Origin of the sequence: Paenibacillus sp. MABNR03 (genome assembly GCF_050455445.1) — a bacterium.
Taxonomy (GTDB): domain Bacteria; phylum Bacillota; class Bacilli; order Paenibacillales; family Paenibacillaceae; genus Paenibacillus; species Paenibacillus xylanilyticus.
Genome location: NZ_JBCIYR010000006.1, coordinates 208,991 through 222,620, shown reverse-complemented (window position 1 = coordinate 222,620; position 13,630 = coordinate 208,991). Strand labels below are relative to the sequence as shown.

At 48.8% G+C, this 13,630-nt stretch carries 9 protein-coding genes; 3 read left to right on the top strand and 6 right to left on the bottom strand.

The genetic code is table 11. The features are described from left to right. The first annotated feature begins 171 nt into the window (after positions 1 to 171). The gene (locus AAIH57_RS25220; protein WP_430023463.1) at positions 172 to 2,151 is read left to right on the top strand and encodes a methyl-accepting chemotaxis protein; all 1,980 of its coding nucleotides are present in this window, start codon (positions 172 to 174) and stop codon (positions 2,149 to 2,151) included. A 345-nt stretch (positions 2,152 to 2,496) separates the two neighbouring features. Here the strand turns inward: AAIH57_RS25220 and AAIH57_RS25215 are convergent, their stop codons facing one another. The 6 genes from AAIH57_RS25215 to AAIH57_RS25190 form a co-directional block, all read right to left on the bottom strand. Next, on the bottom strand, positions 2,497 to 3,444 hold the full coding sequence (locus tag AAIH57_RS25215) for an aminopeptidase (RefSeq protein ID WP_430023462.1): 948 nt from the start codon (positions 3,442 to 3,444) through the stop codon (positions 2,497 to 2,499). A gap of 116 nt (positions 3,445 to 3,560) precedes the next feature. After that, positions 3,561 to 5,525, bottom strand: coding sequence for an alpha/beta fold hydrolase (locus AAIH57_RS25210; protein WP_430023461.1), 1,965 nt, complete (start codon positions 5,523 to 5,525; stop codon positions 3,561 to 3,563). A 61-nt stretch (positions 5,526 to 5,586) separates the two neighbouring features. Next, the gene (locus AAIH57_RS25205) at positions 5,587 to 6,207 is read right to left on the bottom strand and encodes a TetR/AcrR family transcriptional regulator (RefSeq protein WP_175394908.1); all 621 of its coding nucleotides are present in this window, start codon (positions 6,205 to 6,207) and stop codon (positions 5,587 to 5,589) included. A gap of 412 nt (positions 6,208 to 6,619) precedes the next feature. Then, positions 6,620 to 7,918 (bottom strand): ABC transporter substrate-binding protein, encoded by a 1,299-nt coding sequence (locus tag AAIH57_RS25200; protein ID WP_175394909.1) that lies wholly within the window; start codon positions 7,916 to 7,918, stop codon positions 6,620 to 6,622. Positions 7,919 to 8,292: 374 nt separating this feature from the next. Further along, positions 8,293 to 9,129 (bottom strand): carbohydrate ABC transporter permease, encoded by an 837-nt coding sequence (locus AAIH57_RS25195; RefSeq protein ID WP_095291844.1) that lies wholly within the window; start codon positions 9,127 to 9,129, stop codon positions 8,293 to 8,295. Beyond that, positions 9,130 to 10,011 (bottom strand): carbohydrate ABC transporter permease, encoded by an 882-nt coding sequence (locus AAIH57_RS25190; protein ID WP_175395760.1) that lies wholly within the window; start codon positions 10,009 to 10,011, stop codon positions 9,130 to 9,132. It abuts the gene before it with no gap. Positions 10,012 to 10,154: 143 nt separating this feature from the next. Between AAIH57_RS25190 and AAIH57_RS25185 the strand changes: the two genes are divergently transcribed. After that, a complete protein-coding gene (locus AAIH57_RS25185; RefSeq protein ID WP_430023458.1) occupies positions 10,155 to 11,990 on the top strand; it encodes a histidine kinase in 1,836 nt (611 codons plus the stop codon). Positions 11,991 to 11,995: 5 nt separating this feature from the next. Further along, positions 11,996 to 13,627, top strand: coding sequence for a response regulator transcription factor (locus tag AAIH57_RS25180; RefSeq protein ID WP_430023456.1), 1,632 nt, complete (start codon positions 11,996 to 11,998; stop codon positions 13,625 to 13,627). The last annotated feature ends 3 nt before the right edge of the window (positions 13,628 to 13,630 follow it).

The following is a 13,630-nucleotide window of genomic DNA, read 5'->3' as shown; positions in this document are numbered from 1 at the left end:
ATAGAAAATTCATATCGAGGTCGATTCGATTAGAAAGGACAGTCTTTCTTTTTTATAGTTCAATTTTCCTATAATCACTCTATAAAAAACGCGAAAAATGTCGATATACACTATACGTTCTTTTCGAATCAACACCTTCTGTAACGAACCTATTAAGAAATGAGGAAAAACATGACACTTAAAACCAAAGTCATCGTCATCGTCACCACCATTTGTATTTTGCTCGCAGCTCCATTAAGTTATATCGCTCTCCTCGTGATTGAGAAGCAAGCTACGGAGTCCGTGGACAACGAGCTGCAGAGCACAGTTCAGCTCGCAGTTTCTGAAGTAAACGGGTGGGCCACTGCCCAAGCCAAAGTTATTGAAACTCTCGGGAAGGTCATTGAAGACACGGTACCTCTGAATGAGATCGGGATGGACCATCTGCAGGCATTTCAAATGCCGTCCAACAAAGAAGATATCGCCACCATATATTTCGGCCTTGAAGACGGAACCTATATGGATGGAGCAGGCTTTATGCCCGATGCGACCTTCGATGCTCGCGAACGGCCCTGGTACGTGGAGACCAAAGCCTCCAATCAGCTTACATTTAGTGATGCTTACGTAACGAAGGCAGGTATCCAGTCCATTTTTATTGGCGTGCCTCTGCATGACACAGACGGAAACTTCCAAGGAGTCATCGCCGAAAATATCTCGCTGGATTCCATCAAGGATGAAATTAACTCCATCCAAACCGACAACGGTTTTACCTTTTTGCTGGATCAGACCGGGGTCGTGCTATCCCACCCCAATCAGGAGTTGCTGAATACCCCGCTTGCCGATCAGAGTGACTACACTGATATCGTGGGCACGATGCTTACGGAACCAAGTGGATTATCCGAATATACGTACAATAACGATCGTCAGTTAATCTATTATGAGAAAATTCCAAACACGAACTGGATTGTTGCTACATCTATCTCCAAGGCAGCAGCCCTGGCTGAATTTACGAAGACAAGACAGTTGTATCTTGCATTTATCGTGGTGTTCACAGTGATCCTGGCGGCTCTTGCTTATTTCTTTGCCATAAGAACAATCAAGCCTTTGCTTGACATGAAAAATAGTGCCAAGCAGCTGGCGGCCGGGGATCTTACCGTGCATGTGGCTGTAAAGGGCAAAGACGAAATTGTACAGCTGGGCTCATCATTTAATGAAATGTCTTCCTCACTACGCAGTTTGATTCGACAAGTCGACCAATCGGCACAGCAGGTCCAATCTTCGTCCCAGACCATGTTCAAAGATGCTTCCAGCAGTAACGAAATTGCTGGGCAGATCTCGACGGTAATTGAGGAAATTGCCAAAGGTGCGGGAGAACAAGCCGAATCGATTCAAGCCGGAGCTGAATTGGTGTCCGGAATTAACGGAATCATTGATCAGATTACAGACGAAGCCCGGCAGGCTTCCGAAACGATATTGGACGTTAATCACGCGATGGAGAGCGGCAAAGACGCCATTGCCCGTCAGACAGATCTTTCCCAGGCAGGACAGGAATCCACCAGTCGGGTTGAAACATCCAATGAGCTGCTGCTCAGCAAAATTGGCGAAATATCCGCCATTACAGGCAGTATTCAGAACATTGCAGCACAAACCAACCTGTTGGCCCTTAATGCATCAATCGAAGCTGCACGCGCCGGAGAGCATGGCAGAGGATTTGCCGTTGTGGCAGGAGAGGTGCGTAAGCTTGCAGAACAATCTTCGCATTCCGTGGCTGAAATCGATCAGTTGTTGAACGATTTGAATGCAGCAGGTCAACAAAGCGCAGCAGAACTGGAGCAATTCCGCCTGAATAGCTCAGCTCAGTCAGAGTCCATGGTCGAGACATCGGCATCCTTTGACCTGATCCGTCAGTCTGTAGATGAGATTATACACAAAATCAGCTCCATTACTTCGGGCATGACGGAGATCAAAACAGGTGCAGCCCAAGTATCTGACGTGATCACAGGGCTCGCAGCTGTGGCAGAGGAGAGCGCTGCTTCAACCGAGGAAGCTGCATCTTCCACGATGGAACAATCCCTGTCCATTCGCAACATCTCGGAAGCAGCCAAAGCTTTATCCGATCATGCAGATCAGCTGCTGCGTGAAGTCAGCCGTTTTAATACGAAAAACAAATAAACTAAACTCATACACCCCATATGAAAAAAGACCAAAGGGTTGGCAGTATGCCAAATCTTTGGTCCTTTTTCATCCTAATATCTGTGGATAACTTTTATATTTCAATAATTAGAGTGAATTTCCACAGTGAAAGTACAAGTTATACCCCTTTTGTGGATAAGTTGTGCACATATTGCACACAGTTTGTGGATAAATACGTATTTCTATGTGGATATACAATAATTTAATGTGGACATGTTGTGTATTTGTTTGCAAATCTCACGTAAAATCTTAAATGCCCACTCCAATTATCCCTCACTGTGGACATACTGTGGATTGCAGAATCCACCGTTTCCATCAGTCCCGTTATTCAACCAACTCGCCTCTGCGCATAATCAGCCTGTCATCGATATAAACATCCGGCTTTTGCACAACCGCATCAATATGTACCCCCGCCGCAATCGTTCCACCGAACGTGTTATTGCTGCCGAAGGCAACATGAATGGTTCCATACACCTTCTCATCTTCCAGAACAACTCCCGTAATTCGAGCCTTATTGTTGGTGCCAATGCCGAATTCACCGAGGTAACGACCATCCTCTTCACCCAGCATCGCCAGCAATTGCTGTCCGTTCGGGCCTTCTGCTGAAACCAGCCGTCCTTCTTGTACTGTTAGAGTCATCGGTTCACGGAGTGCACCGATTCCGGCTACAGATCCATCTACAACAATGATGCCTTCACCTTGGCCTTCAACCGGAGCAATGTACGCTTCACCCGAAGGCAAATTTCCCGATTCGCCAGGATTCAAATACATTCCCGTACTGGGCACTCCACTTCGATCCTTGATGGAGAACGCCAGGCTGTGTCCGTCCTTTTCGATCCGAACCTGGCTGCCGGCAGTTAGTAAAGCTGTCACCTTCTCGGTCAACGCCTTCACCTGTGGGTATTCGGCTGTGATGGCACCATTCATGAACATATCTTCCGTCATGCCGGGCATGGTGGCCACTCGTGTTCCTGATGCAGCCGCTTGTTTCCGGGCCTGTGTATGGGTTAATGAATATCTCGTCACACATACGGCAACATCGGCTTGCATCATGGCTTGTGCAACCGCTGCTGGCGGTTCTTCTCCGGATCTGCTCCGTTCCTCCATGATCATCAGTACAGATTCTGCACCAAGTGCTTTACCCGCCTCATAAATGGATTCAGCCAATTCCCGTTTGGCATCATCCGCCACGACGACGAGATTCTCTCCCTCACGCAGCCCCAGACATTCAGTTAGTACATTTTTACTGATTTCCACACGTTGCTGATTCATTTCACTATCTCTCCTGTCTTTGGTTGAACTCAGTTGGACTCCTTAACCCTCGACTTGACCCTTTCGACAATCCGGATGGAATTCCTGCACGCCCCAACTTGGACAGGAATTTGAACTCATCTCATCGTAGCGGACCATTCTGCGAGAATTGCAGCCGTTTTCCGGTATTGAAAGACTGGAAAGTAATGACCATAAGGCACATCTATCCGGTTAAACTGTGGATTCAAATCCTCTGGGTAGTGATATTCCGGATCTTCCTTGGCCCATACTACTAATGTATTGTTAGCTTGATCGACTCGGTACCACATTCTCCCCCATGATGATGTAGTACCCTTTATTTTGCCGGAGTGAATCCACCGCAACAAGTCGGTATGCGCTCCCGCTATCCGCGGGGATTGCAGACTGGACTGGATTCTCTTAGCCAGTACAGCCTCCGTAAGACTGCCTTCTTCTCGGACGCTGGATGTACTTAACATATGCCGCCAACTCTTCTCCGACCTTCGACTAAGAAGGGTGCGCATAATGCCTCTTGGCAAACGGGAAACCCACCGCAGCATATTGGGATCTGTATTGTCAGCGACCGGCTGAAGCAAACCAAGCCGGATATCCTTCCTCCCACTGCGCAGCATCGCCGCAGATGCAATCGCAGCACCTATGGAGTGACCTACCAGCTTCATCGGACCTTCAAACTCTGCTATGGCCGTAAGCAACGTATCAACCTGACCTTCAAAAGTTTCATCCCCCTGATGTACAGGGGAACGTCCGAACCCTGCCAGATCCACAAGCCAAACCGGGTTACCTGTCAGCACATGCAGCTGCTCTCCCAGAGGTAACATTTCATCAGCACAATTCAGCAGACCATGCACGATCAGCCATGGTTCTCCTTTCCCTTCCCAGCCAAGCGCCGCCAAGTTCCCAATGCGGGTTCTGGTCCAACCGGAAGGCCTTTTTTCATAAGGTTTATGGATTAGGCGATAATCCAGATCGGCTGTCACAAACGGAAGCTGCTCCCGGATATCCGGCCATGATTGTCCCATGCGTTTAAATAAATCTTCCGTCTCATCCACATGAAATATTCTGTCTGTAATAAAAGAAACGGATTCGGCCGGCACACCGCTGACCCGTGCCCCGCCTGATCTCATTGCAAACTGCATCCATGATAACGGAACAGCCCCGTTGGGCTTCGGCACATCCAGCTGTTGCGCAAGAAGTTGGAGCAACTCCTTCATGTTGGGACTGTTTTCTTTGCGTGCCAGGAGCGGATAGGTTCCGCCTGACGGAGTTGATTCTTTGGTCAGGAAAACCAGCGTCCGCGCAACCACATCATTCTCAACTAACGGCAACCAATAAGATGATCCTCCGGGCACAACCGGTATGAGCCGTTTTTGCATCGCCTGAATGAGCAGGCCGATACCACCTGTTTGCTCGGTCTCACCCGTTGGACGCGGTCCAACCACTGTGCTCGGGTTCACAACAGACAATGGATATTGATGCTTTTCTGCATGCTCACGGAGGTATAAATCAGCATGAAACTTCATTTCTTCATATGCGCTTTCATTCGAAGCCATTTTGTCGATTGGCATGACCTCGCCCTTTTCGTTACGCAGCCCATAAGGACTCATGAATCCAACCACATGGATAACATGTCTCAGGCCATGCACGCGCTGAATCTCCTCAGCCAACACGGCTACTTCCTTTGCCCCATTCATAAATATCTGCTCCGCAACTTTGCGCTCCAGAGTTACGTCCATTGTCCCGCCCGCATGAATGATGACATCCGCTCCCAGAGCACGTTCCCGATCCGCTGTCGTGAGTCCAAGTCCCTTCACCGACAAGTCTCCTTGTAGAAATGTGATTTTGCTAAAATCTGTTATGCCATAAGAATCCAAGGCACTCCTGGCTTTGGATTCAGAACGGACAAGCAGTACTAATCGTACGTTTTCTTCCACCAATTGCTTTACGGACTCCTTTCCGATAAATCCAGTACTGCCTGTCATAAAGACAACGCCCGATGCCTCTGAGTCCACCTTGTTTGTATGTTTCGAGTCGTTTGCTGCTATGTATGTAGAATTTACGTTCATGACTCCACTCCCCTAATTAGTACCATTTAGTACTAAACATATTTAAAAAAAGAGCTTCGCTTTAACGAAGCATCTGGCAAAACGTACGTGCGGACTGTTCGATAATCCTGGTATCCTTAGCGGTCTCCGCCAAAACCAATGAACCTTCCAGTGCGGCTACAAAGAGCGAAGCAGCAGCTCCTGGATCAATAGTTTGACGGAATTCGGCACGATCCAGTCCCTGCTGAAACAACTTCTCGATCATTGGCTGCAGCTCACGGAAAAATCGGGATATGCTGGCCTTCACCTCGGGCGCACTGGCGGGTGTCTGCATATAAAGAGTTATAAAAGGACAGCTTCCTTCATAATTACGATCCTCAATTCCAGCAGACAACGACGATATAAACGTGTTAATGCGTTCTTCAACGCTTCTTTCTCGCTGACTGAGCAACAGGTATACCTGTGACTCGTACTGGGCGATCCAGTATTGTACAACCGCTTGAAGCAGTTCCTCCTTATTTTTGAAATGATAATAAATATTGGACTTGGACACCCCGCTCGCCCGCACGACTTCATCCATGCTGACATAGCTGTATCCCTGACGCAAAAATAATTGTGCCGCTACTTCGACTGCCTTGGTCCGGTTAACCGGATTGGAACTTCTGGATTTAGCTGAATTAGAGCTTGATGTTGGTTTTGTCATAAATAGAACTATACAGTACTAAATATACATATACAAGTTTTTCGGCTAACAAAGATGAGAATCTCCACATGAAATCCTCACACTTGTCCACATTTAGAACCGTATACACACAGGATATCCACATATAGTGTTAGCCTGGTGTTAAACATGTCAATGAGCCATCTAATACTCCCGGGTTATCCACATTTCAGGAGCGGCTTTTCGTTTTATTGGCTTCAAAGTGCAATAATTGAGTCAACACACAAAAATAGGCCAACCAGAACGCAATTCTGGCTGACCTATTTGAGCTGACAATAGATTTAAACTTTTCCGAAGGGCTGCAGTTCCTGTGGATACCCCTTTTATGTGGATAACCTCTCAAGGGTGAGAAAGAATGCTCCTATTTTACGAATGTGGTGAATTGTTGATGGGTTTACTTTTTCAGACTATCCCAGTTTTGCTGCAAGGCATCAAGCAATCCGGCTTTATCCGATTTGCCTGCCACATATGCCTGAATCGTGCTGCCGTATTCCTGTGGGACACCTTCCGGGAAGCGGTTGAAGTTCCAGCTCAATGTTTTATTTTCCTGACTGTACTTCATGATCTCTGTTGCCAGATCTCCCAGATCCTCTTCCGACGCCTGGATCGAGCTGAACGCCGGGATAAACTTGAATTCTTTGGTCATGTACTGTTTCCCGATGTCAGATGTCACGAGCCATTCCAGGAATTCCTTCGCTTCCGGCTTCACTTGCGAATTTTTGTTCACAACCCAGTAGTTCGGTACACCGACAAACAATTTGTCATTTGGTTCATTCGTGATTGGCATTGGCAACATACCAAGATTCAGATCCGGATTAATTCCATCAATCTGCACCTGTGTCCAGTTCCCTTGCTGCATCATTGCTGCTTCCCCACTGGCAAACAGGGTTACCTGCGTATTGTAGTCCGTTGTAAGCGGGTTTTTGTTGCTGTATTTCAGCGTTAGGTCAAGCAGGTTCATCCAGTCCGTAAACACTTGATTGCCCGGGATTTTCTCTGTACCTTCGTTAAGACCCTGAATGAACTTCACCGGGTCTGCCTGATTCGCAAACGCCACGTTTACATTATGATTGCCGAGCACCCACCATTCCTGATATCCGTTCGAAAATGGCGTAATGCCTGCAGCCTCAAGTTTCTGTGCAGCCTGATCCAATTGTTCCAGTGTTGTTGGAATTTCGGTGATGCCTGCTTTTTCGAAAAGGTCCTTGTTATAAATGAAACCATAGCCTTCCAGTGCCAAAGGCTGTCCGTACAGCTTTCCGTCTTTGGTCATCGGCTCTTTGGCTACTTCAAGCACGTCCTTCGTCCAAGCTTCACCCGACAGATCTTCCAGATATTCAAGCCAGGTATCCAGTTCACGATAACCACCAACGTTGAAAATATCCGGTTGTTCGCCAGCCGCGAACTTGGCTTTCAATGCAGCGCCGTAGTCACTGCCGCCGCCAACAGTTTGAATGTCCAGCTTGATGCCTGGATGGGACGATTCATATTCCGCTTTGAGGCGGTTAAGCGCTTCCGCAATTTCGACTTTGAATTGAAAGATCTTAATGGTTTTGTCCCCTGCAGCAGCCTCTCCGCCAGTTTGAGCATCCGTATTGACCGGACTGCCGCTTTTGTCCCCGTTGCCACAACCTGCGAGCATTACCGAAAAAGCAATCAGCATAAGCAACGTCAACTTTGTCATTCTTTTCATACATACACTCTCCCTATAGTAGTTTCAGTATAACAACTTGTTGGCTATATTCAGCCACTGGGGTGCAGGCGGCGATTGATTCACAACCGATCCTGCCCCGGTGCGCCCGCCCTTGCATACCTCTTTCTCTTACAGATTCTGGTTTTACATCTTTTAGTTTTGGTATTTTTTCTCCAGGAGTCAGGCCCAGATCATGAGGGTATGACTCCCTTTCCACCCTCTATGCGAGTGGGAGCGGAGGGTTCATGGTGCACTGGAGAAGCGGAGCGTTCGCCTTTGATACCCGGTGGCTTCCTCTACTCCAATTATTCGGCCACCGGGGAGCAACAGCGATCGGAAGTGCACATGATCCCGGAGCGACCCGCCCCTCGCACCTACCCTTTAACGGAGCCAGCCGTAATCCCCTGAATGATGTACTTCTGCATTAGCAGGAAAAAGATAATGATTGGCATGATGCCTAGCACGAGAGCAGGCAGTGCCAAATCCCATTGCTTCGTATATTGACCGAATAGCGCAAAGGTCGCAATCGGGATCGTACGCAAGTTTGAGCTTTGCAAAATCAGGGATGGCAGCAGGTAGTCATTCCAGATCCAGAGCGTGTTCAGGATAATGACCGTAACATACATCGGCTTCATGAGCGGGAATACAATCCGGAAGAACACTCCGTAAACGGAACTGCCATCCACTCGTGCCGCTTCCTCGATCTCAACCGGGACCGATTTAACGAACCCGTGGAACAGGAACACCGACATGGGTGCACCAAATCCGAGATAACAGATGATTAGTCCGCCAAGACTGTCGATCAGGCCAAGATTACTGGTTACCGTAACGAGCGGAATCATGATAGACTGGAACGGAATCACCATCGCGGCAATGAACATGCCGAACAGAATCCGGTTGAAGCGGGTATCACTGCGAACCATCCGGTAGGCAGCCATGGAGCTGATCAACACGAGCAGCAGGTTGCTGACCACCGTGACGATAAGCGAGTTCATCAGTGCCGAAGGAAATTTTATTTTCTCCCAGGCGTTTGCATAGTTGCCCCACTGAAACACTTCCGGCCAGGCAGCCGAGTTCGTAAGCAGGTCACCAAACGTTTTGACCGAATTGACAAACAGGAAGTAGAACGGAACCAGGAACAGGAGTCCAATCAGCACCATAATAATCTCGGTTATGATCGTACTGAAGCGGTAGTTTTTTGTCGTTTCCATCTATGCCTCTACCTCCTTGCTCTTCGTCAGACGTACCTGGATCATCGTAATGATCGCAACAATCACGAAGAAAATGAGTGCTTTCGCCGTACCAATACCGTAGCGGTTATTCACAAATGCCTCGTTGTAAATGTTGAGTGCTACGGACTCCGTCGATCCAAACGGCCCACCTTTGGTCAGGGACAGATTGAGATCGAACATTTTGAATGACCAGGAGATCGCCAAGAAGAGGCAGATCGTTACCCCCGGCATAATGAGCGGTAGAATGATGCTCCGCAGTACCTGCCAGCGGCTTGCTCCATCAATCTCAGCGGCTTCCAGCAGATCCGGTGATACATTGGTCAAGGAAGAGATGTAGATTACCATCAGATATCCTGCCGTCTGCCAGACAAATACAATCACGATTCCCCAGAAGGCGGTCGGTTCGTCTCCCAGCCAAGGGAGGTTGAAGAAGGACCACCCGGTTACATCGCCAACTGCTGAAAACCCTTTCACAAATATAAACTGCCAGATAAAGCCGAGCAACAGTCCACCGATCACGTTAGGCATAAAAAAGATCGTGCGCAGAATGTTTCTCGTCTTAAGCGGTTTGGTCAGAAAGTACGCCAGGAAAAAACCAATGACATTGGTTAATACCACACCAACCACCGTGAAACGTACCGTGAACCAAAACGCCGTTTGGAACTTGGGATCATTCGCAAAAATATGCAGGAAGTTGTCGAACCCTACCCAATTAATATTCTCCGACACCCCGTTCCAGTCTGTAAAGGAGTAATACATTCCCAGCAGGAAAGGGACCACGATGATGAGAATAAAAAACACGATGGAGGGACCCACGAACACGAGCTGCTGTAACAGCTGTGAAGATTTGCGATGCTTCATATCGTTCTCCCCTTCTATAGATGGATGGAATTGGTCTCTTTTTCTATTAAACCCCAATCTTGCCCTGGGAAACACCGACCCTTGTGAACAGTTGGGTGTAAAATATTGTCCTTTCTTAACCTGCAACCAGAAGGGGTGTCCTGATGTCAAAATACTACAGCATACGCACCAAGTTAATCGCTTTTATGCTCATTGCAACCACACTTCCACTGCTGGCCTCCATCAGCATGACGTTCATTCAGACCAAAACAGCCCTGCGCGAACAGGCCGTTGCCGAGAACAAACGCCTCATCTACCAGGCATCCACCAATCTCAACAACTATGTGGATAATGTGGCACGTGCTTCGCTGGCGGTATACAGTGACCCCAACTTTTTGCGCAACTTGGCGAAAATCCCTGGGGATTACCGCGCGGTGGCCGAGGTGTATACAACGCTGCAGACCATCCGCTCAGCTGTACCGGATGTGTTCCAGCTATACTTGCACTCGTTCGCAGCCAACCAATCCACGCTGATTATGAGCCCTTTTCCGAAGCGCGAGGAACGCAAACAGGCTTATTCCGACTCCCTTCATGGAAAAACAGGCGGTGAAAGCCCGGATATATGGGTTGAATCAGCACATATGAGTCACACTTATGGATTCAAGGCTGCTTCCGCTGATGACCCTGCAAGAACAGTAATCACCTTGCATCGTGTAATCAAGGATGTTCCATCCACCGAGCGTCTGGGTGTGCTCGCCATTGACCTCAACATGGATACGATTGCAGCGATCTGCAGCAGACTGTACGATCCGGAGAAGGAACAAATCTATGTCGTGGATGGTCAGAACCAGATCATATACCAGGGACATTCTGAAATCAGTGGAACAGACCAATTACGACAGGAAGCAACCGCCAAGCTGAACATAGCCCGCACTGGTGCCGGTACAGGTACGCGTCCAACCGCTGCAGGAGATTTTGAACAGGAGCATTCCATGTATGTTTACCAGCAGATGGGCAGTACTTTTGCCGATTGGACCATTGTTAAACAGATTCCGAATGAAACGCTCTATGCCAGGGCTAACACCCTGACATGGAATAACGCCATGATTGCCATCGCTGCTCTGCTGCTCGTGATCGTGGCCACCCTGTTCATCTCGATCCGCATCACCGGGCCACTCAAGCAATTAATGAGATATATGAATCAGATTCAGGCGGGTCGTCTGCATGTGGATATTCGGCTAACGAGCCGGGATGAGATCGGTGTACTTGCCCGTCATTTCCGGGATATGATGGATACGGTAAACAATCTGATTTTAAGGGAATACCGACTGGAAATTGCGAATAAAACCAATCAGCTTAAGGCGCTGCAGGCACAGATCCATCCACATTTTCTGTACAATACGCTGCAATCCATAGGTACACTCGCCCTCCAGCATCAAGGGCAGCGAGTGTATGTGCTCCTCTCTTCCCTGTCCAAAATGCTGCGTTACAGCATGCGGGATCAAACCTGTGTAACCTTGCGGGAGGAAGCCGAGCATGCACGGCTGTATCTGGAACTTCAACAGGAGCGGTTTGGTGACCGCCTTGAAGTACAGCTGGATTTTGCGGACGATACGTTACGTACTGAAATGCCGAGGATGACCCTGCAGCCATTAATTGAGAACTACTTCAAACATGGGGCGGACGTTCAGCCTGGTAAAGGTTACATTCGTATAAGCAGCCGCAAAACATCAGATCACTGGGTTGAAATTCAGCTTGAGAATAACGGCCCACCCATTCCGGAGGATAAACTATCCGAAATTCAGGGATGGCTGAGCATGGTTCATACCTCTTCCGGTTTTCCTACTCATGATCCGGTCGAATCAGAGTCCATCGGCCTTCGGAATGTGATGCGCAGGCTTCAACTGAACTCGCCGCCGGATCATATGGCTATCCTGGAGATCCGCAATTTGGAGACGAGTGGTGTCATCATCAAGCTTAAAATTTACGCGGGGGAGTGAACAACATGAAAGCACTTATAGTCGATGATGAAAAGCACGTCCGCGATGCCATCCGCCTGCTTGGGCACTGGGATGAACTAGGGATTGATACCCTTCTTGAAGCAGCAGACGGTCATGAAGCCGCCACAGCAATCTCTTACCATCAACCGGAAATTGTCCTCAGTGATATGCGCATGCCTGGTCAGGATGGCATGGCCCTGCTGGAATGGATATCGGTTCATGCTCCGCATAGCAAGGTACTGGTGATCAGCGGATACGATGATTTTGAGCTTGTCAGGCATGCCATTCGATACGGGGGCATGGATTATCTGCTCAAGCCAGTGGAAGCGGATGAACTGAATGCTTCCTTGTCCAAAGCGGTGAACGCCTGGCAGGAAGAAGAATCCGTCCGTTTGCAGGCAACACGCCAGTCTATTGTGGTCAACCGCATGCGCCCCCATTATCACGACAGGCTGCTTACAGAGCTTGTGGTTGGACGTGGCAATAGCCATGCCCAGATTCAGCGGCTGCGGGATGAGCTGAATCTTCCTTTAAAGGCTGGAAGATGCAATATTGCAGTCACCAGCCTGTCTCATTTGGACGCGGATTGTCTGGCAAAATACCGCAGTCATCCGGATCTGCTTGTATTCTCTGTACTGAATATCTGTGCCGAGATGTTATCCACACCTGAAGAAGGCGTGGCCTTCCGCCATTTGGATCAGACCGATGAAGTGGTACTGCTGCATTGGGGAAATTGTTCCGCTCTTCAGCCCCTGCTGGAAAAGGTAAACGATGGATTACAGCAAACCATTCAGCGCCGTCTTCATTTTGGCATCTCTGCCTGTGAAACGTATCCCTCGGGAATCGCGGCTGCCTATCAGGAGGCAAGCCTCCGGTTATGGCGGCGCAATGTTCTCCAGAACGCTCCAAGATTCCATGATTCATTGGAAACGTTGTCCGGGAACAAGGGCATGCGTTTAACCACTTTTGTAGAACCCATGCGGCTCGCTGCGATGAGCGGGCGTGTCTCCAGTGTAGCCGCTGCTGTAGCAGAATGGATCGATCCCATCACGCAGCTTCAGGTCGTCACTGCGGAACAGGTTCATCAGTGGATGGAAGAAATGGAATGGATGCTTGGGCGCTGGCTTGATGATGCAGCCGACTCTCCGCCAGCGAATGAAGAAGATGTAGCGGAGGAACATTCCTTCCCGTTTGCCGAGCTGCCATTTGACTCCGAAGGACTGTTGTCCTTGTCTCTCCTTCGGTCGTTGCTGGAACAGCGTTTACTCGCAGCCGGGAAAGCTCTCACATTCACTCCTCACGCCAGCCCTGATCCGATGACTGACATCGCACGTTATACGGATGCCCATTATCAGGAGGATCTGTCCCTGCAGCAGATCGCTGCACGCTTTTATCTCAGTCGTGAATATATATCACGTAAATTTAAACAGCAATTCGGGTTGAACTGGTCGGAATATCTGGGAAAACTGCGAATTAACAATGCCAAACTGCTCCTGCAGAACCCTTCACTGCGAATCGTCAAAATCTCGGAGATGGTCGGATACCAGGATGAGAAATATTTCAGTAAGGTGTTTAAAAAGATGGAAGGCATAACACCCGGTGAATACCGTAAATCGTTAACGGAGGCGAATTCCTAGCAA